Source organism: Streptomyces sp. NPDC053079 (genome assembly GCF_044546695.1).
GTDB lineage: Bacteria > Actinomycetota > Actinomycetes > Streptomycetales > Streptomycetaceae > Streptomyces.
In genome coordinates, this window is the sequence record NZ_JBITZJ010000003.1 from 259300 (window position 1) to 283726 (window position 24427).

At 72.0% G+C, this 24427-nt stretch carries 20 protein-coding genes; 8 read left to right on the forward strand and 12 right to left on the reverse strand.

From position 1 onward, the window contains the following. Positions 1-36: 36 nt before the first annotated feature. From ACIGXW_RS13500 to ACIGXW_RS13525, 6 genes are all read right to left on the reverse strand, one after another. On the reverse strand, positions 37-1179 hold the full coding sequence (locus ACIGXW_RS13500; RefSeq protein ID WP_399572855.1) for a GNAT family N-acetyltransferase: 1143 nt from the start codon (positions 1177-1179) through the stop codon (positions 37-39). 10 nt (positions 1180-1189) lie between these two features. After that, positions 1190-2323: an acyl-CoA dehydrogenase family protein gene (locus tag ACIGXW_RS13505; protein WP_071967706.1), complete on the reverse strand. Its 1134-nt coding sequence runs from the start codon at positions 2321-2323 to the stop codon at positions 1190-1192. Beyond that, positions 2320-3600, reverse strand: coding sequence for a cytochrome P450 (locus tag ACIGXW_RS13510; RefSeq protein ID WP_399572857.1), 1281 nt, complete (start codon positions 3598-3600; stop codon positions 2320-2322). Before ACIGXW_RS13510 ends, ACIGXW_RS13505 begins: the two co-directional genes overlap by 4 nt. A gap of 268 nt (positions 3601-3868) precedes the next feature. Continuing rightward, entirely contained in the window at positions 3869-6787 is a 2919-nt protein-coding gene (locus ACIGXW_RS13515) for a BTAD domain-containing putative transcriptional regulator (RefSeq protein ID WP_399572859.1), read from the reverse strand. 218 nt (positions 6788-7005) lie between these two features. Further along, positions 7006-9045 (reverse strand): BTAD domain-containing putative transcriptional regulator, encoded by a 2040-nt coding sequence (locus tag ACIGXW_RS13520; protein WP_399572861.1) that lies wholly within the window; start codon positions 9043-9045, stop codon positions 7006-7008. Positions 9046-9355: 310 nt separating this feature from the next. Continuing rightward, complete coding sequence (locus ACIGXW_RS13525; protein WP_399572863.1) at positions 9356-9850, reverse strand: nuclear transport factor 2 family protein; 495 nt, start codon at positions 9848-9850, stop codon at positions 9356-9358. A gap of 146 nt (positions 9851-9996) precedes the next feature. On the opposite strand from ACIGXW_RS13525, the gene ACIGXW_RS13530 reads away from it, so the two are divergent. The 4 genes from ACIGXW_RS13530 to ACIGXW_RS13545 all read left to right on the forward strand — a co-directional run bounded on the left by ACIGXW_RS13530 (position 9997) and on the right by ACIGXW_RS13545 (position 15090). Beyond that, positions 9997-11238, forward strand: a complete 1242-nt coding sequence (locus tag ACIGXW_RS13530) for a serine hydrolase domain-containing protein (RefSeq protein WP_399572865.1) — start codon at positions 9997-9999, stop codon at positions 11236-11238. A gap of 91 nt (positions 11239-11329) precedes the next feature. Then, positions 11330-12886: an FAD-dependent oxidoreductase gene (locus tag ACIGXW_RS13535; protein ID WP_399572867.1), complete on the forward strand. Its 1557-nt coding sequence runs from the start codon at positions 11330-11332 to the stop codon at positions 12884-12886. 168 nt (positions 12887-13054) lie between these two features. Beyond that, entirely contained in the window at positions 13055-14731 is a 1677-nt protein-coding gene (locus ACIGXW_RS13540) for a cytochrome bc complex cytochrome b subunit (protein ID WP_399572869.1), read from the forward strand. A gap of 2 nt (positions 14732-14733) precedes the next feature. Beyond that, a complete protein-coding gene (locus ACIGXW_RS13545; RefSeq protein WP_071967699.1) occupies positions 14734-15090 on the forward strand; it encodes a hypothetical protein in 357 nt (118 codons plus the stop codon). Positions 15091-15343: 253 nt separating this feature from the next. On the opposite strand, the gene ACIGXW_RS13550 is transcribed toward ACIGXW_RS13545, so the two are convergent. Next, positions 15344-15979: a hypothetical protein gene (locus tag ACIGXW_RS13550; protein ID WP_399572870.1), complete on the reverse strand. Its 636-nt coding sequence runs from the start codon at positions 15977-15979 to the stop codon at positions 15344-15346. A 174-nt stretch (positions 15980-16153) separates the two neighbouring features. Between ACIGXW_RS13550 and ACIGXW_RS13555 the strand changes: the two genes are divergently transcribed. Next, the gene (locus ACIGXW_RS13555; RefSeq protein WP_399573507.1) at positions 16154-17695 is read left to right on the forward strand and encodes a monooxygenase; all 1542 of its coding nucleotides are present in this window, start codon (positions 16154-16156) and stop codon (positions 17693-17695) included. On the opposite strand, the gene ACIGXW_RS13560 is transcribed toward ACIGXW_RS13555, so the two are convergent. The 4 genes from ACIGXW_RS13560 to ACIGXW_RS13575 form a co-directional block, all read right to left on the reverse strand. Beyond that, on the reverse strand, positions 17692-18351 hold the full coding sequence (locus tag ACIGXW_RS13560; RefSeq protein ID WP_399572873.1) for a GPP34 family phosphoprotein: 660 nt from the start codon (positions 18349-18351) through the stop codon (positions 17692-17694). The two genes, ACIGXW_RS13555 and ACIGXW_RS13560, sit on opposite strands and share 4 nt — an antisense overlap. Positions 18352-18443: 92 nt before the next feature. Further along, on the reverse strand, positions 18444-19313 hold the full coding sequence (locus tag ACIGXW_RS13565; protein WP_399572875.1) for a class I SAM-dependent methyltransferase: 870 nt from the start codon (positions 19311-19313) through the stop codon (positions 18444-18446). Continuing rightward, positions 19306-19710 carry a VOC family protein gene (locus ACIGXW_RS13570; RefSeq protein ID WP_399572877.1) on the reverse strand — a complete coding sequence of 135 codons (405 nt, stop codon included), beginning with the start codon at positions 19708-19710 and terminating at the stop codon, positions 19306-19308. Before ACIGXW_RS13570 ends, ACIGXW_RS13565 begins: the two co-directional genes overlap by 8 nt. Next, on the reverse strand, positions 19700-19879 hold the full coding sequence (locus ACIGXW_RS13575) for a ribbon-helix-helix protein, CopG family (RefSeq protein WP_399572879.1): 180 nt from the start codon (positions 19877-19879) through the stop codon (positions 19700-19702). Before ACIGXW_RS13575 ends, ACIGXW_RS13570 begins: the two co-directional genes overlap by 11 nt. 321 nt (positions 19880-20200) lie before the next feature. On the opposite strand from ACIGXW_RS13575, the gene ACIGXW_RS13580 reads away from it, so the two are divergent. The 3 genes from ACIGXW_RS13580 (at position 20201) to ACIGXW_RS13590 (ending at position 22785) form a co-directional block, all read left to right on the forward strand. Then, positions 20201-20953 (forward strand): hypothetical protein, encoded by a 753-nt coding sequence (locus tag ACIGXW_RS13580; protein WP_399572881.1) that lies wholly within the window; start codon positions 20201-20203, stop codon positions 20951-20953. A 128-nt stretch (positions 20954-21081) separates the two neighbouring features. Continuing rightward, the gene (locus ACIGXW_RS13585) at positions 21082-22068 is read left to right on the forward strand and encodes an aldo/keto reductase (RefSeq protein ID WP_071967690.1); all 987 of its coding nucleotides are present in this window, start codon (positions 21082-21084) and stop codon (positions 22066-22068) included. Positions 22069-22191: 123 nt separating this feature from the next. Further along, entirely contained in the window at positions 22192-22785 is a 594-nt protein-coding gene (locus ACIGXW_RS13590) for an HAD family acid phosphatase (protein WP_071967689.1), read from the forward strand. 176 nt (positions 22786-22961) lie between these two features. Here the strand turns inward: ACIGXW_RS13590 and ACIGXW_RS13595 are convergent, their stop codons facing one another. Beyond that, positions 22962-24425, reverse strand: a complete 1464-nt coding sequence (locus ACIGXW_RS13595) for an L-lactate permease (protein WP_399572883.1) — start codon at positions 24423-24425, stop codon at positions 22962-22964. Positions 24426-24427 lie beyond the last annotated feature (2 nt).

Consider the following 24427-nt stretch of genomic DNA (forward strand, 5'->3'; position numbering starts at 1 on the left):
CCTGCTTTCTATGAGATGAAGGGTGGGGTGGAGTGCTCACGACCGGGGCGCGAGCGTCCGGGCGAGCGCCGTGTTGAGCGCCCGCGGGAGCAGCAGGCGCAGCACCGCGCGGGGCAGTGGGCTCACATGGGTGATGGCGTAGTGCTGTTCGACCAGTTCGCAGCCGAGCTCCCGTTTGGGCTCGTAGGCGGTCTGGGCGAACCGGATGTGCCGGCACTTGCGGTCGATGGCCAGCTCGATGGCCGCGTAGTGGACGTTGTGGTACAGACGTGCCTCGTGGGCCAGCCGGTAGTCGAGCCCGATGCGTGCCCCGATCGCGCCCTCGCCTCGGAAGAGGCAGTGCAGGAAGGCGACGAGGCGGTCGCCCTCGAAGCAGGCCACGAGCCGCTGGTCCGGTCCTCCGGGCTGCTGGAGCGCGTGGAGGAAGGACTCGTCGAGGACGTCGAGGGTCTGGTCTGCGCGGTCCATCACCTGCCGGTACAGCTCCAGCATGTCGGGGACGAGCTCGGCGAAGTCGCTCAGCACCTCGATCCGCAGGTCGCGCCGGGCGTGGAACTTGCGCAGCTTGTTGCGGGCGTTGCGGCGCGGCTTGGCCGGGAGAGCCGCGAGGTAGTCCTCGAAGGTGGCCGCGTGGTCCAGGGGCAGTTCGGTGTCGGGCATGCTCGGCACCTGGAAGAAGTCCGCCGCTTCCAGTGCCGGCCGCAGGGCCGCCAGCTCGTCGGGGGCGAAGTCCTTGAAGACGACGGTGCCGAGCCGGTTGCGCCGCGCGTAGTCGAGGACCGTACGGACCAGCAGTTCGGCGACCGGTGCCGTCAGCGGCTCCCGGCTCAGGACGTGGCCCTGGCCGAGGAAGTTGCCGCAGAACAGCATCGGTACGCGCAGCAGGTTCGGGAACAGCCGGCTCACGGGGGCCAGCATCCGGCGCTCCTGCGGCCCGACGACCTGCTCCAGGCGCAGGCCGCGGACGGCGCTCAGCGGCAGGATCGCGATCGTGCGGCCCGCCTCACGGACCACCGCGTAGGCGTAACCGTCCGGGCCGATGGCTCCGTGCTCCATCGCCGCGAACACCTCCCGCCCCCACATGGGGTCGTGGGGCGGGGCCAGTTCGTCCCACGTCTCGGCGGGGACGGCGTCGACTCCGGTCAGGATGTCGACGGTGAGGCCGGTTGCGGTTGCCACGCTCACGCCGTCACCCGACCCGCAGCGCCTGGCCGTCCAGGGCCGCGCACAGCGCCTCGGCCATCCTGCCCCGGGACGGCGGGTGGAAGTTGAGGCCGGCGGCGGCCGAGGCGAGGTAGGTGCCCTCGTCGGAGCCGATGAAGGACATGCCGCCGAGCGCGGCCAGCGCGGCCTGCGTGGCGCGGGCGATGGCGTCCTGCGCGGCGTAGCGCGCGGTCAGCGCCCTGACCAGCAGGCTCTCGCCCCAGTCGGTGGTGTCGCCCATCTCGCGGGCCACGGCCTCCACGGACAGCATGGCGGCGTCGAGTTCGGTGACGAGCGCGGCCCGGTCGGCGGCCGAGCCCCCGCCGTGCCGCAGCACCCGCTCCACCAGGGCGCTGGCGGTGCCCAGGTAACCGGCCGCCATCAGCAGTTCGAACCACAGGAAGCCCGCGATGTGCAGGGAGTCCAGCGCCGAGCCGGCCGTGACGTCGGTGAGGACGACCAGCTGCGGGTCCAGCTCGACGTCGGCGAGGACCACTTCCTCGCTCTCGGCGCCGGCCAGCACGGAGCTGCGCCAGAACGGCCGTACGGACACGCCGTGGGTCTTCGCGGGGACGATGGCCACCGCCAGGCGTTCGGTGCCGTCCTCGTCGGTCATCGTCACGGACGCGGTGAGCAGGTCCATGGAGTGGGCGAGGCTGCACGGCTTCTTGCTGCCGTTGAGCAGGACGTGGTCGCCGCGCCGCTCGGCGGTGATGGCCGGGCGCAGGATGGACTGGCCGGTGCGGCCCTCGGCGAAGCCGGACGCCAGGAGCAGGCGGTCGGCGACGATGCTCTCCAGCAGCATCCATTCGAAACCGGCGCCGTGCTTGGCGGTCTCCACGAGGCTGGCCACGGAGAAGTGGTGCATGGTGGTGGCGACGGCCAGCGAGGGGCAGCGGGCGCCCACGGCCCGCTGGAGCCGGACGGCTTCCAGGGGGCTCGCGCCCAGGCCGGTGTTCTGCTCGGGCACGAGCAGGGCGGCTCCCCCGGCGTCCCGGAAGGCGGCGATGGCGGGGCTGCCGGGCCGCTCCAGCTCGGCCAGCGGGTGTGCGGCGAGCGTGGCGTCGAGGCCGGGAAGCAGTCTTTCGAGCACGTCGCGCTCGGTGTCCAGGAAGCTCATGCGGCGGCCTTTCCGCGGTTCGTGGTGATCGCGCCGGCGGTCGCCGGGGCGTCGTGGGAGACGGGCAGGTCCTCGAAGACGCGGAGGCTGAAGGACTCCCGGCGCACCGGGTCCCCGGCGGGTGCGAGGCGGGGGAAGCGGGTGATCAGCCGGCGCAGGGCCACCGTGGCCTCCATGCGGGCCAGGGCGGCGCCCAGGCAGTAGTGCGGGCCGGCGCTGAAGCTGAGGACCTTGCTGCCGGTGCGGGTCACGTCGAAGCGGTGCGGGTCGGTGTGCTGTGCCGGGTCGCGGTTGGCGGCGGTCAGCACGGTGGTGACGTTGGCGCCCTCCAGGACCGGCACCCCGCCGATGACGGCGGCCCGGCCGGCGATGCGTTCGGTCATCTGGACGGGCGTGTCCCAGCGCAGCGCCTCCTCGACGGCATGGGGCACCAGGCGTGGGTCGGCGGCGACCAGGGCCCACTGGTCGGGGTGGGTGAGCAGGGCGTGGGAGGCCAGCCCCAGCAGGCCGGTGGTGGTCTCGAAGCCCGCGACGAAGACCAGCAGCAGCGTGTCGACGAGTTCGCGCACGGTCAGCCGCCCCTCGCTCTCCTGGGCGTGCAGCAGCGTGGTGACGAGGTCCTCGGCGGGCTCGCGCCGGCGCCGCTCGACCAGGTCCCGGAAGTAGCCGCGCAGCTCTTCCACGGCCCGGTCGGCCCGGGCCCAGTCGTCCGGGGTGCGTACGGGCTCCAGCAGCCGGCTCGCGTCGCTGCCGAGCGTGCGGAACCGGGCGCGGTCGGCCTCCGGCACGCCGATCAGCTCGCCGACCACGGCCACGGGGAGCGGGTAGCCGACGAGGTCCTGGAGGTTGGCCGCACCGCCGTCCGAGGTGGCGTCGGCGAGGTCGTCGAGCAGGCTGTCGGTGATCTGCTCGATGGCGGCTTCGAGGGCGGCCACCCGGCGCGGGGTGAAGCCCTTGCCGACGAGCCGGCGCAGCCGGGTGTGGTCGGTGCCGTTGGCCCGCAGCATCGAGGAGTAGAAGAAGTCGGCCGCCGGGTGCTCGCGCCAGTCCGGCACGTTCTCCTCGCACCAGGCCAGGTCGGGGGCGCGGTAGGAGGTGTCGGTGAGGACGGCCTGGCAGTCGTCGTAGGTGGTGAGGAAGAAGGTGTTCAGGTCCGGGTCGTAGTAGACGGGTGCGGTCTCCCGCAGCGCCTCCAGCGCGGGGTGGGGGTTCTCCCGCCCTTCCGGTGTGAACGTCGAGAAGAGCAGGGTCTGTGCCTGTAGTGTCCGGGAGTCCAAGACGGGTACCTCAGCGATCGGCGGGTGCGGTTCCCTGCCGGTGGCAGGGGCCCGCCCCGCGGGCCCTCGCTCTGGGGGGAACGGGGCTGTGGGGCGGGCTCGATGAGCGTGTCACCGCCGGATCCGCGGTCGATCAATCGCGCGTCAACGGATTGTCAGCACGCCGTGACCTGCACCGGAGCCGTCACCACGGGCATGCGGAACGGCATGAAAAAACCGGCGCCCACCGAGGTCGTCTCGGTGGGCGCCGGTGGTCCGGGTCCGGAGGTCAGCCGGTCTGCTGCAGCCGTGCCGCCATCTCACGGGCCTCGGGCATCCCCAGCCGGTCGAAGAGGGCGTGCGCCTCGCGGTAGTGGAAGGCTGCCTGGCTCGCCCGGTCGCGGGCCGCGCAGGCGTGGCCGAGCTGGGCGAGGGCCCGGCCCAGCAGGTAGCCGCCGCCGTGCTGCTCGGCGGCCTCCCTGGCCTCCTCGGCGCACGCGGCGGCCTCCTCGGGCCGGCCCAGGAGGTTGTGGGCCTCGGCGAGCAGGCTCAGGCCCAGGGACTCGCGGAAGCGGGAGCCGGTGACGCGCCAGAGGTCCAGGCTGCGGCTGAGGCAGTCCAGCGCCTCGTCCGGGCGGCCGAGCCACAGACAGATCTGGCCCAGCACGCGCAATGCGGCGGCCTGGCCCTCGCGGTCGCCGGAGGTCTCGGCGAGCGCGACCGCGGCCCGGCCCGATTCCATCGCGGCCTCCGGTGCCCCGGTCGCCAGCTGGGCGAGGCCCAGGAAGCCCCGGACGTACCCGACGCAGCCGGGGCTCTGCGCGGCCTCGGCCAGCGGCAGTGCCTCGGTGAGCAGGTCGAGCGCGGCCGGGAAGTCGTGCAGGCCCAGTTTGCAGCCCGCGAGGACGCCGAGGGTGAGGCCGAGCAGCGTCGAGTGGCCCTCGCGGCGGCAGATGCCGGCCGTGACCTGGAAGTGCCGGATGGCCGTGGCGAGTTCGAAGTTCTGGGCGTGGGCGCCGCCCAGCATGTAGTGCGCGACGGCCTCGGCGCCGGGGTCGCCGGCGCGTTCGGCCGCCTCCAGGACGGCCCGCGCCGCCCGGTCCAGGCCGTGCGGCTGGTTGGCGTGGCGGCCCAGCGGGTCGGCGGACAGCAGCAGCTCGGCGGCGATGGTCACCGGGATGCGGGGGTGGTGCGCGGCCTGCTCGGTCAGGGCGAGCAGTGCGGTGAGCTCGTCGAGCAGCCACGTCGTGGCGCTGTCCTGCGTGGCGAAGTGGCCTTCCGCGGACGGCGCCGGGACGAGGGTGAGGGGGAAGGCGTCGCCCGCCATGGTGGCGCGGTAGGCGTCGCGGGCGAGGGCGAGGTAGGTCTCCAGGAGCCGCAGCAGCGCGCCGTCGCACTCGTCGGCGGGTATCTCCTCGGCCGCGGTCTTGCGGGCGTACAGGCGCAGCAGGTCGTGGTAGCGGTAGCGGCCGGGGGCGATGGACTCCAGCAGGCTCAGGTCGACCAGGGCCTCGCACAGGTCCTCGGCCTGCCGCTCGGTGCGGTCCAGCAGGACGGCCGCCGCCGCGCGGGTCAGTTCGGGCACGTCGGGCAGGGCGAGCAGCCGGAAGGCCCGCAGCTGTTCGGCGTCGAGCAGGTCGGTGCCGAGCCGGAACGTGGTCTCGACGTCGTCGGTGTCGCCGGACAGCTCGGCCAGGCGCCGCCGCTCGTCCGCGAGGGCCCGCGCGGTCTGCGCGATGGAGGCGGCGGGCCGGGCCGCCAGCCGGGCCGCGACGATGCGGATCGCCAGCGGCAGCCGCCCGCAGTCGTCGAGGAGCTGCCGGGCGGCCTCCTCCTCGGCCCGTACGCGTCGCTCGCCGATGAGCCGTACGAGCAGCGCCGACGCCTCGTGCTCGGTCAGCTCCCGCAGGTCGACCAGGGTGGCGCCGGGCAGTCCCGCCAGCCGGGTGCGGCTGGTGACCAGCACGCCGCAGCCGGGGCCGCCGGGCAGCAGGTCGCGGACCTGGCCGAGGTCACGGGCGTTGTCGAGGACCACGAAGACGCGGCGGTCGGCCATCAGCGAGCGGTAGAGGGCGGCGCGTTCGGCCGGCAGCGCGGGGACGCGGCCGGGGACGACGCCCAGGGCGCGCAGGAAGTCGCCCAGCACCTGGGCGGGTTCGGCGGGCAGGGCGTCGGTGCCCCGCAGGTCGACGAAGAGCTGCCCGTCGGGGAAGCGGTCGCGCAGGCCGTTCGCGACGTGCACGGCGAGGGCGGTCTTGCCGACGCCGCCCATGCCGCTCACGGCGCTGACGGCCACGACCCGGCCGTGGTCCAGCGCGGCGCGCAGCTGGTCGACGGTGGCCTCGCGCCCGGTGAAGTCGGCCGTCCCTTGCGGCAGGCGCAGCGCCGTCACGCCCCCGGCCGCCGCGGGGGTCCGGGCCCCGGCGAGGACGCGCCGGTGGATGCGCTCCAGCCTGGGGCCGGGCACCGCGCCCCGCTCCCGCAGCGCGCGGGCGGCGCGGGCGTGCACCTCCAGGGCCTCGGCCTGCCGGCCCGCTTCGTACAGTGCGGTCATCAGCAGTTCCTGCGTCCGCTCCCGCAGCGGGTGATCGTCGGCCAGGGCCCGCAGCGGACCGATCGCCGCGGTGTGCCCGCCCAGGTCGAGTTCGGCTTCCCAGCGCGCCTCGAGGGCGTCGAGGCGCCGTTCGGCGAGCCGGTCCCGCTGGGCCGCGGCATGCGGGCCGGGTACGCCGGCCAGGGGTTCGCCGCGGAACAGCCGAAGTGCCGCGTCCAGCAGGGAGCGCACTTCCTGCGGCCGGCCGGCGGAGCGTGCCCGCTCGGCCGCGTCCGTCAGCCGGTCGAACTCCGCGAGGTCGAGAGCGCCCTGCTCCAGCCGCAGTGCGTACCCCTCGCCGTGGGAGACCAGGACCCGGGCCGGGGTGCGCGCGGCGCGTCCCGGCTCCAGCAGCCCGCGCAGGCTGGACACGTGGGTGCGCAGCGCGCCGAGCGCGTGCGGCGGAGCGGCGTCCCCCCACACGTCCTCGATGAGCGCCGCCGAGGAGCTGCGCCGCCCTTGCCGCAGCAGCAGGGCGGCCAGCACGGCGGCGCACAGCGGCGGCCGGATGTCCGTCTCGGCGCCGCCGGTGACGACCTGTACGGGTCCCAGGATGCGGAAGGACAGCTGGGGGCGCGGGTCGTGGTCGGCGCCGGTGGGGGCGGGATGGTGCACGTTCAACTCCGGATCGCTGGGATGGTGCGGGGCGCGATGGGCGCCCCGTGGTGTGCGAGGACGTGTCCGGCGGACACACCGGACACGTCAGGGGCTGTGGCATGGGCGCTGTTCACGGCAGGCACGTCTCCCGGACCGCGACGGCGTCTGGCCGCACCGTGGTCGACCGGCGCTGCCGCATCGGGCTTCGGCCCCGGTGGCGGTCCGCCGGGCAGGCCTTAAGACGCGCAGGCGGTGCACGAGCCCCGGTCGGCCGGTGCGGCCGGGCACGAGGGTGTCCCGCACGGCATCGCCTCGCACCCGGCGCAGACCCGGGCGGCGGCACGCACGTACACCGCCGCCTTGAGCCGGCGGCTGCGCCGGGCGCCCCGGGCCGGGGCGGCGGGGGCGGAGTACGGCCCGGGGGCGGCATGCGGCCGCACGGGGTCGGCTGCCGCGGGAACGCGGGTGTCGGTGCCGACGCAGGTGCGGGCGAACTCGGCCAGCAGGCTGTGGAATCGGTACCAGCCGGGCGCGGGCGACTCCAGCAGGCTGATGTCGACCAGCGACTCGCACAGTTCTTCGGCGCCGTGCGGGGGCCTGCCGAGGGAGGCCGCGACGTCGACGGCCCGGAACGCGGCGTCCGGACTGTCGGCCGGGGGCAGCAGCCGGAAGGCCCGTCGCAGCGGCTCGGGAAGCCGTCCGTACTCCCGCCGGAAGACGCCCTCCACGGCGAGGTCGGCGACCTTGAGCTCGGCCAGTCGTCCTTCCCGCTCCGCCATCCGCTCCGCGAGCGAGGCGACGGTCCACGAGGGGCGGGTGGCCAGGCGTACGGCCATGATGCGCACGGCCAGCGGCAGCCAGCCGCACGCCTCCACGAGCCGCGCGCCCTCCTCCGGCTCGGCGGCGACCCGCTCCGGGCCGATCACCCGACCGAGCAGGATGAGCGCCTCGTCGGGCGCCATGACGTCGAGGTGGACGAACCGGGTGCCGGGCACCCCGGCCAGCTTGGCGCCGCTGGTGACGAGGACGGCGCTGGAGGGGGTGCCGGGCAGCAGGGGGCGGATCTGGTCGCCGTCGGCGGCGTTGTCCAGGACGACGAGCATGCGCCGGCCCGCCATCCGGGCGCGGAAGAGGAAGACGCGCTCGGCGGTCCCGGCGGGGATGTCGGCGTCGGCGACGCCGAGCGCGCGCAGGAACGATGCGAGCGCCGTGGCCGCATCGACGGGGTGTCCGCACGGGTGCCTGAGGTCCGCGTAGAGCTGCCCGTGCGGGAAGCCCGCCCGCATCCGGTGCGCGACGTGCAGGGCCAGCGCGCTCTTGCCGACCCCGCCCAGGCCGGACACCGCCACGACGGCGGCTCCCGTTCCCGGGGGCGCGGCGAGCAGTTCGCACACGTCGCGCACCGCACCGGCGCGGCCCGTGAAGTCCGCGATGTCGCCGGGGAGCTGGGCGGGGCAGGGGTGGCGGTCCGGCTCCCCGCCTTCCCGCCCGGTGGGGTACGGCGACGCGAGGGCGCCGTCGGCGGCGATGTCGCGGGCGAGCGCGGACAGCTCGTGCCCGGGGTCGAGGCCGAACTCCTCGGCCAGGGCGCGGCGTATACGCGCGTAGGCCGCCTGTGCCTCGTCCGGCCGGCCGCAGAGCACCAGTGCCCGCATCAGCAGCGCGTACAGGGGCTCCCGCAGCGGGTGGCTCTCCGCGAGGGCGGCCAGCTCACCCAGTACGGCGGCGTGCCCGCCCAGTTCCACGTCGAGGGCGAGGCGGCTCTCCAGCACCGCCAGCCTGCGGTCGGCGAGCCGTGCCCGCTGCGCCTCGATGCCGGGCCCGGCCAGCCCCTGCAAGGGCTCCTCGCCCCACAACGCGAGGGCGGAGCCCAGCAGATCGCGGGCCTCGGCCGGACGGCCGGCCATCCGCTCGCGCTCGGCGGCGGCCACGAAGGTCTCGAACTCCCCCACGTCGAGCGCGTCCTGCGGCAGGCGTACGGCGTAGCCGTCACTGACCGAGACGAGGACCCCGGGGGACGACCCGGCGTCCCGCTCGGGCTCCAGTAGCTTGCGCAGCCGCGACACGTACGTGCGCAGTGTGCCCACCGCCCGCGGTGGTGCGTCCTCTCCCCACACCTCGGCCACCAGCGCACCGGCCGTCACCGGCTCGCCCTGCCGCAGCAACAGCAGCGCGAGGAGTGTGCGCTGCTGCCGCGGGCCGAGCTCCAGCTCGCTGTCGCCGCGCCACGCGCGTAGCGGGCCGAGCACGGTGAAGCGCACTATGTCGTCGGTCATTGCTCTCGCCCCTGTCCCCCGGATACAGCTGTCCCCCTTGTCCCCCGGTTACAGCGGCGGGGGTCGACTCGCCGACCGCCGCCTCTCTCATGAATATCATTAAAAATCCGCCACGCCGGTTTTCTTCTGCCGTCGGCGTGGCTCGATCCGGCGGAACCGGGCCGCAATTCCGGCCCTCCGGGGCCCGTTCTCCGCGAAAGAGCGTCACCGGCGGCCGGGCGCGCCGCCTTTGCCGCCCTTCCCAATGACCGTTCACCTGACGGCGTATTGCCCCGGAGGAAATGCGGCGCTTCCTCAAGGCGCGTGAGGTCTACCGGACCTCTTGGAGCGCCCGTACCGCCTGGACTGCTTCGGGCAGGACGGGCGGTTCGCCCGTGGCCCAGACCGCCTGGACGGACGTGTGGGAGAAGCGCCAGCCGTCGGGCGTACGGCGCAGCTCGGCCTCCCAGAAGCCGCCCACGGTGAAGAGGGGGTTCGCGCCCTCACCGCGTGCCTCGAGGGTGGAGGCGTGGTGGACGTGGGTCATCAGGGCGTTCCACGAGGCCGTCGCGCTGCCCGAGGCGGCGTCGACGTGGACCAGGGCGTCGGTGGTGATGTGCTGGGTGCGGGCGAATCTCCCGACGGCCTCTTCGGTGTGCCGCCGCACGGCGTCGAGGCCCTCGAAGGTTCCGATCGGGGTCGTGGTGCGGACGTCGTCGGTGACGTAGTCGCGGACCCACTCGTCCTCGAACCCGCGCTGGTCCAGGGCGCGGAAGAAGCGGCTGATGAGCATGGTGATCTCGGCGTGATCCGTGTGTGTGGTCATGCCCTTACCCTCCTTCCTCAACCGGACTTGAGGTCAAGTCGGAGAACCGGTGACCTGGGCTTGCGGTCGTGGGTCGTAGTGCGGGGACCTGCGGGCGCGCCTAGGCTGATGAGGCCGTTTTGTCCTCGTCCGGCAGGAGGCCTGCCATGGGGTGCTCACCTACGACTCGGCGCGGAATATGCGTGGGCCTGGCCACGGCCGGGCTGCTGGCGGTGCCGGCGACCGCGCCCGGCGCGGTCGCGGAGGACCTCCCCGCGCCCCTCGCTTCTCCCTCATCCACCGACACCGGGTTCCCGCAGCTCGGCCCCGCCGTCGCCGAGCGTCTGGACACCGCGATCCGGCAAGTGATGCGCGAGGCCTCCGTGCCCGGCGTCACCGTCGGTCTCTCGGCCCCCGGCAAGGGCGAGTACGTACGCTCCTTCGGCGTCGCCGACAAGGCGAACGGGACCCCCATGAATCCCGGGCTCTACATGCGGATCGGCAGCGAGACCAAGACGTTCACCGTGACCGCCCTGCTCGAACTCGTCGACGAGGGCAAGGTGAAGCTGGACGATCCGATCGGCCGGTACATCGACAAAGTCCCCAACGGGGACCGGATCACCCTGCGCGACCTCGCGGACATGCGCAGCGGACTGTTCAACTACTCGGCGGACGAAGGCTTCTACAAGGCCCTCACCTCCGACCCGAATCGCCCCTTCGCTCCGCAGGAATTGCTCGACTACTCCTTCAAGCATCCGGTGCAGTTCCAGCCCGGCGAGAAGTTCGAGTACTGCAACACCAACCTGATCCTTCTGGGCCTCGTCGTGGAGAAGGCCGGCGGCCGGCCGCTGAAGAACGCCATCCAGGAGAAGGTCCTCGAACCGGCGGGCCTGCACCACACCCTGTTCCCGGCCGGCGCCGAGTTCCCCAGCCCCCACGCCCACGGATACACCGACCAGACCGCTTCGGGCGCCGTCGAGGACGCCACGGACTGGCATCCGTCCTGGGCCTGGGCCGCCGGTGCGATGATCTCCGACCTGCAGGACCTGCGGACCTGGGCGCCCGTCGTCGCCACCGGCACCCTGCTGACTCCCCGGACCCAGGCGGAGCGTCTGAAGACCCTTCCGACGGGCATTCCCGGCGCCGGGTACGGTCTGGGAATCTTCAACGTCCAGGGCTGGATCGGTCACAACGGCTCGCTGCCCGGCTACGAGTCGCTGACGATCTACCTGCCCGAGGAACGGGCGACGCTGGTCGTCCTGCTCAACACCGACATCTTGCACCATCAGATAGAGCCCAGCACCCTCTTCGGCCAGGCGATCACCAAGATCGTCACCCCGGCCCATGTGTTCGACCTGCCCCTTCCCCCAGGAGCGCGGCCGACGACCGGCGCCGGCCCCGCGGGCTGACCCGGACGGGTCCCAGCCGGCCGGTGCGGCCATTCGGGTCACATGCCGGTACGCCGTGATTCGAACGCCCGCCAAGGGGAACCCGGCCCGCATGTCGCGCCCCGAGGGCCCCGCCGCTCCCCCGGGCCGTCCCGAGTCCTTCTGGATGGCCACCGCATCACCCGCCGCACCGTATCCGCCCCTGACCACCGACATCGAGGTGGAGGTCGCCGTGATCGGCGGTGGCATCGCCGGGCTGAGCACCGCGTGGGAACTGATCGACGCCGGCCGTTCCGTGGCGGTGCTGGAGGCCGACCGTCTGGCCGCGGGAGTCACCGGTTACACGACCGCGAAGGTGTCGGCGCTGCACACCCTCGTCTACGACAGGCTGCGCCGCACGCGTGGAGCGGAGGGCGCGCGGCTGTACGCGCGGTCCCAGCAGGAGGCGGTCGAACGGGTCGTCGCGGTGGCGTCCTCCGTGGGGGTGGACTGCGACCTGGAGCGGCGGCCGGCCTTCACCTACGTGACCGACCCCGGCGAGCGCGAGACCGTACGCGCCGAGGCGGAGGCCGCCCGGGAGGCGGGGCTGGCGGCCTCCTACGTCGAGGAGACCGGGCTGCCCTTCGCGGTCGCCGGCGCGGTCCGCGTGGAGGACCAGGCGCAGTTCCATCCGCGCACGTACCTCCTCGCGCTCGCCGAGGACGTGCGGAAACGTGGCGGAAGTCTCTACGAACACACCCGCGTCACGGGTCTGACCGAGGGTGCCCCCTGCCGGGTGACGACGGAGAACGGCTGCGTGGTCACCGCGGGGGACGTGGTGGTCGCCACCCACTATCCGGTCTTCGACCGCGCCCTGCTGTTCACCAGGCTCTCGCCCCGCCGCGAGCTGGTGCTGGCGGCGGAGATCCCCGCCCGGGACGACCCGGACGGGATGTACATCACGCCGGAGGACCGCACGCGGTCGGTGCGCACCGCGCCGTACGGACCGGACCGGCGTCTGCTGATCGTCACCGGGGAGACCTTCACCCCGGGCGCGGGCGACGTCGGCCGGCGGTACGCGGCCCTGGCCGACTGGACCCGCGCACACTTCCCGGCCGGCCGGATGCTGTACCACTGGGCGGCGCAGGACAACGACTCCACCGATACCGTGCCGCTGGTCGGCCCGTTCCATCCGGGCGCCCGCCACACCTACGTGGCGACCGGCTTCGGCGGCTGGGGCATGAGCGGCGGCGCCATGGCCGGCCGGCTGCTGACCGACCTCATCTGTGGCCGCAACAGTCCTTCGTGGACGCACCTCTACGATCCCCGCCGGCTGTGGAGCACGGTGCGCGAGGCGCCCGCCTTCCTCAAGCACCAGGCAGCCGTCGGACGCCACTTCCTCGGCGACCGGCTGCGGCCCACCCACGTCGACTCCGTGGCGGAGATCGCGCCGGGAACGGGCGCCCTCGTACGGACGGGCGGCGAGAAGTGCGCCGTCTACCGCCACGACGACGGCACTCTGCGGGCCGTCTCGGCGCGCTGTACGCACCTGGGCTGCCTGGTGGCCTTCAACGCCGCCGAGCGCACCTGGGAGTGCCCCTGCCACGGTTCGCGGTTCGACACGGACGGCACGGTGCTCCAGGGCCCGGCGATACGGCCGTTGGGAGAGCGCGCGGTCGAGGAGCGGTGAGCGGGCCTGTTGCCCCCTCGTCTCTCCTCACCGACACACTCAACGCAAATACCGCATTCACGGCACAACGCGGGGAAGATAGGGGACATAATGCCAGAAATGGCGACCTTTATCGGATAAAGGGGCAACCATGGAAGTGTTGCCCTTCCAGGCCGGGAGCGCTCACGCATGACCAGTACGCAACACACCCCCGCGGCCGGCCAGGGCCCCACCTCCCCGGCATCGCGGGGTGAAAGGCTCGCGACCTGGGCCGACGGACGAGTCGGGATCTTTTCCCTCGCCAAGGCGAACCTGCGCAAGATCTTTCCCGACCACTGGTCCTTCATGCTGGGAGAGGTCGCCCTCTACTCGTTCCTCATCATCATCCTGACCGGCGTCTATCTGACGATGTGGTTCAAGCCCAGCATGGAAGAGGTCCACTACGTCGGCCCGTACGCGCCGCTCGAGGGCGTCCTGATGTCCCAGGCGTACAAGTCGACGGTCGACCTCAGCTTCGACGTCAAGGGCGGCCTGCTGCTCCGTCAACTGCACCACTGGGCGGCGCTCGTCTTCGTCATGGCCATGCTGGTGCACATGATGCGCGTCTTCTTCACCGGCGCGTTCCGCAAGCCCCGGGAACTCAACTGGCTCATCGGCGCGGGCCTGTTGTTCCTCGGCATGTTCGACGGCTTCATGGGGTACTCGCTGCCCGACGACCTGCTGTCCGGCACCGGTATCCGGTTCCTGGAGGGCGCGATCCTGTCCGTGCCGATCATCGGCACGTACCTGGTGTTCTTCATCTTCGGCGGCCAGTTCCCCGGCACCATCTGGGTGCCGAGGATGTTCACCGTCCACGTGCTGCTGATCCCCGGCATCATGCTGGGCCTGCTGGTGGCCCACCTGATCCTGGTCTTCTACCACAAGCACACCCAGGGCTTCGGACCGGGACGGAACAACAAGAACGTCGTCGGCATGCCGCTGATGCCGGTCTACATGGCCAAGGCCGGCGGCTTCTTCTTCCTGGTCACCGGGGTGCTGGCCGTGTTCTCGGCCATCGCGCAGGTCAACCCCATCTGGGCGTACGGGCCGTACCGGCCGGACCAGGTGACCACCGACGCCCAGCCCGACTGGTACATGGGCTTCTCCGAAGGCCTGATCCGCATCATGCCGGGCTGGGAGATCAACCTCTGGGGCCACACCCTGGTGCTCGGGGTGTTCATCCCGCTGATGATCTTCCCCGTGATCCTTCTCGCCCTGTGGTGCTACCCCTTCCTCGAGGCATGGGTGACCGGCGACAAACGCGAACACCACATCACCGAACGCCCCCGCAACAACCCCACCCGCACCGCCTTCGGCGCCGCCTGGATCTCCGAATACGCGATCCTCCTGGTGGGAGGCGGCAACGACCTCTTCGCGACGCACTTCTGGCTCTCGCTCAACACCATCACCTGGGCGGTCCGCATCGGATTCTTCGTCCTGCCGGTCCTCGTCTTCGTCATCACCAAGAGGTGGTGCCTCGGCCTCCAGCGCCGCGACCGGGAAAAGGTCCTGCACGGGCGCGAGAGCGGCATCATCCTGCGCAAGCCGCACGGCGAATTCGTGGAGATCCACGAACCGTTGGCGCAGGCCGACCTGTACTACTACACCGCGCACGAGCAGCCGAGGCCGTACGCGCCTCCCCCGGAGGTGGACGAGCAGGGCGTCCGTCGCAAGATCACGTGGTCGGAGAGAGTGCGGGCACGTCTCTCCCGGGCCTATTTCAGCGAGACGGGCCAGATCCGCAAGGCAACCCCGGAGGAGTACCAGGAGATCGTCGCGGCACACGGCCACGCGGAACCCCAGCGGGTTCCGGAAGGCCACCACTGAACATGGGGCGGGGCGCGAAGGTGGTCGCGGTGCGGTACCTCTCCCCTCTCGGCATCAGGTCACGGCTCTCCCCCGCCGGCCGCCGGAGCTACCCGTACGGGCTGCTGGTGCCGGTGGCGTGCGTGGCCACGACGACTGCCGCCGACGAGATCCGCCGGTTCCTCGACACCTGCGGGATCCGGTCCACCGTCGCCCCCTGCACCCGCAGGTCGTACGGCCGGCTCCGGACACTGCGGAAGCTGCAGGTCCTGGTCTTCGCCGACGAGGCCGGACGGGCCAGGCAGCTCGTCAACGCCTGGACCCTGCCCATCGGACCGTCCCGGGACATCATGTGGAGTACGGCTGGAGAGACTCCGTAGGGTCGTCAGCGAGTCGGACGGCGGTGTGGATGATGCGCGTGGTGGTCCTCGGCGAGTTCCGTGCGGACCAGTCGGCGCCGAGCGGTCCTCGGCGCCCCGGTCGAGCGGGCCGCCTCGGTACGCGAATGGCTGGCCGCCCTCCCGGAGGGTGTGCTGCTGAACAGTCCGGAAGAAGCGACCGTCCAACTCGCGCGCGGCACATACGCCCTGAAGCACGGCGGTGCGCCGATCCTTCCCGGACCGGCCGTCGCGGTCATGCGAGAAGGTTCGTGATGAGTTTGCGCACCCGGCCCTGTGTGACGGGAAGGACGCCGTGGACGAGCTGGGTGCCGTACACGACGGTGGTTCCCGGAGGTGGGCTGCAGGTCCAGCGGGTGTGCGGGATGTCGTTGAGGTTCACTGGTCCGGTGCGGGCGGTGATCTCGTGGACGAAGCGTGTGCCGGGTGCGTAGTCGCTGTCGACGGTCGGAGTGACGTCGCTCCACACGGCGTCGGCGGAGCAGGTGTCGAGGTAGAAATCGCCGCCGCTTTCGGCGTCCTGGAGGTTGAAGGCGACCCGGGCGATCCGCTGCGGGCGAGCCTGCGGGTCGCCCACGCCGTGGACGTGCGGGCGGATCTTGTCGCCGGGCTTGAGGTCGTGGTAGAGCCACGGATCGGTGGCCGTGGCGGAGGGGAAGGCCCGCCGAAGGGCCGGCAGTGCCCGCCGCATGGCGGCGTTCAGGATCGCCTGGGCGGGCTCGGGCGGCGTCATCCCTTCGCTGGGGCGTGCGGGGATCCAGCCGGTGGCGGCGAGATGTTCGTCCAGGGTTTTGGTGAGCTGGGTGGTCTCCGCGGCGGTGAGGAAGTCCTCGATGGTCTGCACGGCCAGCGTCTCGGTCATGTGGATCACGAACGGACTCCTCTCGCGGCACCCCCGGGGTCCTGCACCATCCCAGTACGGAGCCGCCCGGCTGCCAAGCTCCCTTCCCGGCCAACCCTGCCGTCGCGGCGGCGCACGGAGCAGCCTTGACGGTGCGGCCGCGCGCGCCGAAGGGTGGTGGGTGTGACGTCCTTGGGCACAGGCATGGACACCGAGGTCCTCGTGGTCGGTGCGGGACCGGCCGGGCTGTTGCTCGCCTGCGAGCTGGCCCTGGCCGGCGTACGGACGCGCGTGGTCGACAGGCGCCCCGAGCCCCATCGCGAGTCACGGGCGCTGAATCTGCACCCCCGCAGCATCGAGCTGATGGACATGCGAGGCCTGGCCGACCGGTTCCTCGCCGCCGGCCGGACCGTGCCCGGCTGGCAGTTCACCGCGAGCCTCAGGCAACGGCTCGACTTCACCGCGCTCGATACCCGGCATCCGTACGCCCTGCTCATCGCCCAGGCCCGCACCGAGGCCCTGCTCACGGAACGGGCCCGGGAACTCGGAGTGCGGATCCACCGCGGGTACGAAGCCGTCGCCCTGCGTCAGGACACGGACGGCGTCGAGGTGGGCGTGCACGGCCCGGGCGGTACGGTCACCGCCCGGGCCCGGTACGTGGTCGGCTGCGACGGCGGGCGCAGCTTCGTACGGCAGGCGTCCGGCATCGCGTTCCCGGGGACACCCGAGTCGATGACCGCCGTGGTGGGTGACTTCGCGGTCGCCGATCACGCGGACAATGAGCGGGCCCGGCGACACGGCGTTCTCGTCGCACGGCTGGAGGCCGGGCTGACCCGGTTCGTGGTCATGGACCCGCACAGGATCCGGGTGCCTTCCGCCGAGCCGGTGACCCTGGAGGAGTTCCGCACCTCGCTCAAGCGGGTGTGCGGGACGGACTGCGGGATCGGCGAGCCCCGGTGGCTGTCGCGGTTCGGCAACACCACCCGGCTCGCCGAAAGGTACCGGCGCGGCCGTGTTCTGCTGGCCGGCGATGCCGCGCATGTCCACTTCCCCGTCGGGGCGCAGGGCCTGAACACGGGGCTGCAGGATGCGATGAACCTCGGCTGGAAGCTCGCCGCCCAGGTCCGCGGATGGGCACCGCCCACGCTTCTGGACAGTTATCACACCGAGCGTCACGCCGTGGGCCGCTCCGTCACCACCGGCACCCAGGCTCAGACGTTGCTGGTGGAACTACCCCTCACCGAACGCTACGGGCGTCCCGCGGCCCTGCTGTGCGAGCTGCTCGACACGCTCCTGGGCATGAAGGAAGTCAACCGCCACTTGGCCGACCGGATCTCCGCGCTCGACACCGTCTACCCACCCCCCGCCACCTCACCCGCCGATCCGCTCACCGGCCGACGCATGCCGGACGTCAGCCTTGTCACCAGCGCAGCAGAGCCCACCCGCGTATACGAGCTCCTTCACGACGGCCGCTTCGTGCTGCTGAACCTGGACGGCGACGACGAATCCCGCAGGTGGACAGGCGACGGCCCGGCCCGAGCCGGCCACATCCGTGCGCTCACCGCTCGCCCACATGAAGTGCACCCCGATCTCGACGGGGTGAGGGAAGTCCTCATCCGTCCCGACGGCCACGTCGCATGGGCCACCCGAACCACCGACGCGTACATGCGCCAGGCCGAACGGACCCAGGCACTGAGCGCCTGGACCTCGTCCGGTCCACCCGCTGCCCCGGAAGAAGTGGTCTAGCTCCCGGCGGCGGCGCCCGCGGCGGCCGCGACCCCGGCCACCGCCGCCTGCATGTCGCGGAGGGCAGCGCGTACGCTCGCGGCCGCCCAATGCCCGTCGGCCACCTCCGACATCCGCCGGGAGACCTGCCTTTGCGGGCTGTCGGGAAAGGCCAGGCGGTGCAGCTTGGCGGAGTGGATCAGCGCGATCAGTCCCGCCGTCCGTGTGTCCGGCTGGGCGCCGCCCAGTACGACCGCGCGAAGCCGTTCCCGCATCTCGGCCTCGATGGCACCATCGGCCTCGGGATAGCGGCGCACCGGGAACAGGCCGAGGGTCCTGTGCTTCTCCTCCACGACCACTCCGCGCCTGGACAGACTGTCCAGAGTCGCATCAAGGGCCTTGGTGTGGTCCTTCGTCAGCCACTTCTTCACCTGCTTCTCGCGACCGCCCAGCCAGGTCTCTATGAGAGCCATGCGACCGTCGAGCAACTGGTCCCCGGTCGGGGACGCGTTCGTCACCTCCAGGTACTTGCCCGAAACGGACACCCGCTCGGCCAGGACCAGTTCGAGCAGGATCCCTCCCGCCACCGCCCACCCAACGGCTTGCTTCCGCTTCGCCACCCCGGACTCGTCGTCCAGCGACAGCAGCATGATCTCCTCGGCCAGCGTGATCGCCATAGCCACTACCCCCATATGCGCCGTGATCGTTTTCTCGTGATCAGACGCCCGGAGCCGCTGGGAAGTTCCCCCGGACGTGCGCCGTCGGCCGGCTACACCTCGGCGACGAGGAATTGTTCGGCCCTGGGCAGGCACAGGCCGTCGGGACGGTCGGCGAAGTACCGGGCCGCCAGGTCGTCGGGAGATACGTGCACAGCCTTCGTGAACCCCGCGTCCAGGGCTGCTCGCGCCATCTCGTCCGGCGAGTAGAGGCTGATGAACGGGGTGCCCGACGCGGCGGCATTGCGCATCGAGAACTCCTGGACCTGCCGCTGTTCCGGGTCGAGCATGTCGAGCGGCAGCAGGAAGGTCGTGGCGAATACGGAGCCGGGTGCGAGCGCGGCGGCCTGGCGCAACGTCGCGGTGTGGGCTTCGTGGGTGAGGTACATGCTGACGCCGGTCGACGCGACGACCGTCGGCTTCTGAGGATCGAACCCGGCGGCGGTCAGCCGCTCCCACCATGAGTCGCCGGCCTCGAAGTCCACGGGAACCAGGGTCAGCCAGGGCGGGATGTCGTAGCCGAGTTCGGCCAGGCGCTGCCGCTTCCATGCCTGCGTGCCCGGCTGGTCGACCTCGAAGACGTCGAGGCGGGAGGCGAGTTCGGGGCGCCGCTGGGCGAAGGTGTCCAGGCCCGCGCCGAGGATGACGTACTGCGCCACGCCGGCGTCGGCGTGTTCGGCGACGAGGTCCTCGACGAAGCGGGCGCGGGCGACCATGGACGCCCGGACGCCGCTGACGCCCGGCATGGTCATGTCGCGGCGCTCGCGCCAGTTCTCCCCGGGGTCGGCGAGCTTCAGCCCGATCTCGTCGTCGAGCACGTGGGGCGGGGCGTCGGCCTGGACGTGGAGGGCGCGCCAGAGGGCGACGCGCACAGCGGTGTGGTCGGGTTCGTACTGGTCGGAGAGGCGCTGTTCGTCAGCCATGGTGGTGTCCTTCCGTGACGTCGGTGGCGTGGGTGGCGTCGTTACCTTCGCTGCCGTCGGCGAGCGGGGCTTCGAGGGCGACGATCCGCCCGTCGGGGTCGCGGACGAGCGCCTGCCGGACACCCCAGTGTGTCGGCGTGAACGGCTGGGCGAACTCCGGTGCGCGGTCGGGCGCGAAGGCCTCGGCGTCGGCCACCTTGAGCACGGGGCAGGTGGCGAGCTCGCGTTCGTGCTGCTCGACGATGAACACGTAGGGCCCGCCGGCCGGATGGGACCAGTGGCCGGAGCCGTGGTCGGTCTCCAGCACGTTCTCGAAGCCGAGCGACTTCCAGAACGCGGCGGTCGCACCGTAGTTGCGGGTTTCGACGAGGAACCCCTCGATGCCGTCAGTCGTCATGCGTGCTCTCCTTTCCTGCGGTTGCGACACGCTGGAGGTACTCGGTCAGGGCCGTCTCGACTATTGCCGAGAGTGACCGTTCGGTGTCGACAGCGTGATGCTTGACCTCGCGGATGAGGTCGATGGGCAGGTAGACGTTGAACTGCTTTACCGGTCTCTCGGCGGCCATGCTTAGGATGCTAGCACTCTAGGAGTTGGCATGGCGTCGGCTTAAATGCCGTCAGGATGAGGCGACTTGGGCTACCCCTGAACGAGGTGATTCGAACGCCCGCATCGTGGTTGCCCCGACCGGGTCGGTCAACGAATTCGCGCCACCACTGAGGGAAGTTGACGGAAAGCCTTCGCTTTGCCGAGCTTTGACTTCTTCTTGACCGCCATTTGCCGGTAGCGTCCAGCCCTGGTCGGTGATCCCGATCAGAGCCGACCCCAGCACGTCATCTGTTCGTTCGCCGGCTCAACCGCGAGCCGTTGGATGCCACCGGAGGATTGCATGCCCCCTCGTATCGCCACCGCGATCGCCACGTCCGCACTGAGTCTCGGTGCCCTCGTCTCGGGTGCGGGCGTCGCCGCAGCGGCTCCGTCGGCCACCACCGCCGGCGCGCCGGCGGTCAGCGCGCGGGCCGCGGCTGTGGACGGGTGCAGCTACCAGGTGGTCCGCGACGACGACTCCCGCTACGTCTACTCCGTGAGCGCGGTCATAGGCGGCGTCACCCGCGAGCTGAAGGTCCAGAAGGAGGACTTCGTGAGGTTCCCCGGCCCCGGCGTCGACTGGCGCAAGGTCGCCCAGGTCGACGTGTGCGCGGGCGGGCAGGGCCAGGCCCCCACCGCACTGCGCGTGACGGGGAAGCTGGACAACCCGGACGGCTACGACTCGTCCGTGCCGCGGACGATCCGCAGCGCCGACATCAAGCCCGCCGCCTCCTCGGTCATCCCGAAGGCCCCGGCGGTGACGTCCGTCGACCGCCTCGACGCGGCCACCGTCCGCGTCAACTGGAAGCCCGCGCAGGGCAACCCGGACCAGGTCATGCTGATGGAGACCAAGCCCTTCTACAGCAGCGAGATCGGCATTTGGCACCCCTACACCTTCCAGCGGGACGTCCAGGGCGGTGCCACCTCGATGGACCGCAAGCTGGAGCGTGACTCCGACATCAAGGACCGCAGGCACTCCTACTGGATGCGCGTGGTCAAGGGCGGCTTCGTCAGCGACCTGCGCGCCGAGAAGCCGATCACGGTCGAGTCGTAGGCGCCTGTCGGTACATGCCGTACCGCGCGCTGATCCGGGGCCGTGGCCCCGGATCAGGGCATTTGACTTGGAGCGCGCTCCAATACCTAGTGTCATGGGCAGATGGTTTCGAGCCCAGGAGGCACAGCATGACCAGCATTCCCACCCGACACCTCGGTGAACTGGCGGTATCCGCGCAGGGCCTGGGATGCATGGGCATGAGCCATGGCTACGGCGCCGCGGACGACGCGCAGTCGATCGCGACGCTGCGTCACGCCCTCGACCTCGGGGTGACCCTCCTGGACACGGCCGACTTCTACGGTGCCGGGCACAACGAGGAGCTGATCGGGAAGGCCGTCGCCGGGCGCCGCGACGAGGTGGTGCTGGCCACGAAGTTCGGCTTCGCCAACCGCCTGGGCGAGCCCACCCTGATCCGCGGCGACGCCGCTTACGTGCGGCAGGCGTGCGAGGCGTCGCTGCGCCGGCTCGGGGTCGACCACATCGACCTCTACTACCAGCACCGCGTCGATCCGCAGGTGCCGATCGAGGAGACCGTCGGCGCCATGGCCGAGCTGGTGCGGGAGGGGAAGGTCCGCCACCTCGGGCTGTCCGAGGCCGGTGTGCGGACCATCCGCCGGGCGCACGCCGTCCACCCGATCGCCGCGCTGCAGAGCGAGTGGTCGCTGTGGACCCGCGACCTGGAGACGGAGGTCGCTCCGGTCTGCCGCGAGCTGGGCATCGGTCTGGTCCCCTTCTCCCCGCTCGGACGCGGCTTCCTGACCGGTCGCTACAACTCCGTAGAGGGGCTGGAGGAGAGCGACGTGCGGCGCAGCCAGCCGCGTTTCGCCGACGGCAACCTCGAACGGAACCTGGCGATCGTCGCGAAGCTGAACGAGCTGGCCGCGGCGAAGGGCGTCACCGCGGGCCAGCTCGCTCTGGCCTGGGTGCAGCACCGGGGCGACGACGTGGTGCCGATCCCCGGCACCCGGCGGCAGCGGTACCTGGAGGAGAACCTCGCGTCCCTGACCGTCGAGCTGTCCGCCGAGGACCTCGCCGCCATCGAGGCCGCCGCCCCGGCCGAGCAGATCGCGGGCACCCGCTACGACGCGACCAGCCTCACCTTCGTCAACGGCTGAGCGCCACGTCAGGTGGCGACGAACCGCGATCTTCATCTGCGGGACATCTTCCCGTCGTCCCTGCGTTCTTCCACAGTGCTGATCTTGCGACCGGCAATGTGACCGACGGAAGGACCAGGGTTGATGTCCAGCAAGAAGTTCCGCATGGCTCCCTTCGCCGTGCTGGCGGCGCTCGCGCTGCCGGCCGTGTCGCTGGGCGGCGCGGCGACCGCGCAGGCCGCCCAGGCCGGCCAGAGCCGGGGGGTGCCCGACTACGGGACGTGGCAGGCCGACGTGCAGAAGGCCGTCGGCCCCGCGATTCCGTGGTTGCGCGACCGTACCGGCAAGGCGGGCAAGGGGGGTGGCAAGCCGGCCGTCGTGCTCGACATCGACAACACCGCCCTGGAGACGTACTACCACGAGGGCCGGGCCAACAAGCCGGTGCTCAAGGTGGCCCAGTGGGCGCACGAGCACGACGTGGCCGTGCTGTTCGTGACGGCCCGTACGTCTTCGTCGTCCGCCCGGCAGCAGTTGAGGGACGCCGGTTATCCGGTGGACGCCATATGCACGCGCGAGCACGGCGAGGAGAAGGGCGAGGGCAAGGAGCGCTGCCGCGAGGAGCTCACCCAGGACGGCTACACGATCACCGCCAACATCGGTAACCGGCCCACCGACTTCGAGGGCCGCTACTACGAGAAGGGCTTCAAGCTGCCCGACTACGACGGCCGCCTCTCCTGAGCCGCGGGCTCCGGCTGCGGTAGCCGGTGTACGCGCCGGGCTGTTCGCCGAGGGCGACCCGGCCACGGAGATCCACCCCGACCTCGCGCCCGGCCTGCGAGCGGACTTGTCGCACACGCGGGCATCACCGCCGGCACCGGAGCCTGACGGCCGGGCCCGCGGGGTCCGGTCGAGGATCACGCGAACGAGACCAGGGCCATCGCCGTCACCGCCAGAGCAGCGTAGATCGCGGCAGCCACCCGCAGGCCGAAGCGCAGGAGGGTGTGCTCGGTGACGCCCGCGGTCTGCGCGCGGTCGCCGGCCACCGCCAGGATCAGCATGATCATCGGCATGGAGGTGAAGACGGCGTGGCCCGCCGCGCTGTTCTGCAGGGCCGCGAACCATGCGTCGAGGCCCGCGCCGCTCGGGGCGAGGCGTTCCTGAAGCGGCATCATCAGCGCGTTGCCGCCGACGTTCGAGCCGGTGATGAAGCCGCTGAGCATGCCGAGCGCGGGCGCGGCCAGGGCGGCGACCAGCGGCGGCGCCCCGGCGACCGCCGTGCCCAGCTCGCCGAGCATGCCGCTGTCCGCCATCAGCCGGCCGAGGGCGACGAACCCGGTCAACGTGAGCAGCGGCCGGCCGACCCGGACCAGCGCGGCACGGGCGTCCGGGATGTGCGGACGGCCCCGGTCCAGCAACAGGGCCGCTGCCAGCAGGGGCAGGCCCGGCGAGGACAGCAGCGCGAAGCTCGCGTTGCCCGCGTGCAGTGCCAAGGTCGGAACACCGGCGGCCGTGGCCGCGCGGGTGAGGGCGATGCCACCGAGGACGAGCCCGTAGGCGTGCAGGACCGTGCGCGGCGGCAGCAGCCGGCCGGCGGACTCGGCGCCCGCGTCGGAGCGGGACCGGCGGAGGGCGCAGAGCACCAGCCCGACGGTCGTGGTGAGCAGCCCGGCCAGGACGCCCGCCGGCTGGACCACGCCCGCCCGGTTGAGTGCGAGCAGCCCGAGCGCGAGGGCCGCGCCCGCGCCCGCGGCCATGACGGCGGTACGGAACCGGCGTTGCGGGCGGGTCAGCAGAGCGGCCCACACGGTCACCAGAGGGAAGACCAGGCTGCTGGTGACGGCGGTGGCGGTGCCCATGGCGGCCGTCTCCCTGCCGGTGAGCGCGGCGCCGATGACGGTGGCGAGGCCGAGGGTGCCCCACGGCATGATGTTCATGCCGAGCATGGCCTGCCGCAGCGCGGTCGCGGGTGGCGCCAGGGCGAGCAGCACGGGCACGGTGACCAGCAGCGACACCCCGAAGCCGGTGAGCGCCTCCACCGTGGGGGCGATGCCCGCCACCACCAGGGCGATCGTGGCGGGTCCTGCCAGCGGCAGCCCCCGCACCCACTCCTGCAGCGACCGGTGCACCTCCCGGCGGGTGAGCACCTGGCTCAGGTAGACGCCGGGCAGCATCACCGCGGCGGCGTTGAGCACCAGCAGACCGGCTCCCCCGGCACCTGTGGCCAGCACGTCGCCCGGCAGCGTGAAGTCGGGGAGCCACCAGATCAGTACCGCCGCCAGGGCGACGCCCGCGGCCGCCGCCCAGTGCGCCGGCCGACGCAGCCCCGTGATCATTCCCAGCACCATGACGAGCGGGGATACCGCTATCGCCCACACCATTG

Bases quoted from the DNA above. Each gene is read 5' to 3' on its own strand.
- ACIGXW_RS13505 (WP_071967706.1), bottom strand. From the start codon at position 2,323: ATGAGCTTCCTGGACACCGAGCGCGACGTGCTCGAAAGACTGCTTCCC.
- ACIGXW_RS13530 (WP_399572865.1), top strand. From the start codon at position 9,997: ATGGGGTGCTCACCTACGACTCGGCGCGGAATATGCGTGGGCCTGGCC.
- ACIGXW_RS13560 (WP_399572873.1), bottom strand. From the start codon at position 18,351: ATGGCGATCACGCTGGCCGAGGAGATCATGCTGCTGTCGCTGGACGAC.
- ACIGXW_RS13570 (WP_399572877.1), bottom strand. From the start codon at position 19,710: ATGACGACTGACGGCATCGAGGGGTTCCTCGTCGAAACCCGCAACTAC.
- ACIGXW_RS13555 (WP_399573507.1), top strand. From the start codon at position 16,154: ATGGACACCGAGGTCCTCGTGGTCGGTGCGGGACCGGCCGGGCTGTTG.
- ACIGXW_RS13520 (WP_399572861.1), bottom strand. From the start codon at position 9,045: ATGACCGACGACATAGTGCGCTTCACCGTGCTCGGCCCGCTACGCGCG.
- ACIGXW_RS13525 (WP_399572863.1), bottom strand. From the start codon at position 9,850: ATGACCACACACACGGATCACGCCGAGATCACCATGCTCATCAGCCGC.
- ACIGXW_RS13585 (WP_071967690.1), top strand. From the start codon at position 21,082: ATGACCAGCATTCCCACCCGACACCTCGGTGAACTGGCGGTATCCGCG.
- ACIGXW_RS13535 (WP_399572867.1), top strand. From the start codon at position 11,330: ATGTCGCGCCCCGAGGGCCCCGCCGCTCCCCCGGGCCGTCCCGAGTCC.
- ACIGXW_RS13590 (WP_071967689.1), top strand. From the start codon at position 22,192: ATGTCCAGCAAGAAGTTCCGCATGGCTCCCTTCGCCGTGCTGGCGGCG.
- ACIGXW_RS13575 (WP_399572879.1), bottom strand. From the start codon at position 19,879: ATGGCCGCCGAGAGACCGGTAAAGCAGTTCAACGTCTACCTGCCCATC.
- ACIGXW_RS13580 (WP_399572881.1), top strand. From the start codon at position 20,201: ATGCCCCCTCGTATCGCCACCGCGATCGCCACGTCCGCACTGAGTCTC.
- ACIGXW_RS13565 (WP_399572875.1), bottom strand. From the start codon at position 19,313: ATGGCTGACGAACAGCGCCTCTCCGACCAGTACGAACCCGACCACACC.
- ACIGXW_RS13540 (WP_399572869.1), top strand. From the start codon at position 13,055: ATGACCAGTACGCAACACACCCCCGCGGCCGGCCAGGGCCCCACCTCC.
- ACIGXW_RS13595 (WP_399572883.1), bottom strand. From the start codon at position 24,425: ATGGTGTGGGCGATAGCGGTATCCCCGCTCGTCATGGTGCTGGGAATG.
- ACIGXW_RS13545 (WP_071967699.1), top strand. From the start codon at position 14,734: ATGGGGCGGGGCGCGAAGGTGGTCGCGGTGCGGTACCTCTCCCCTCTC.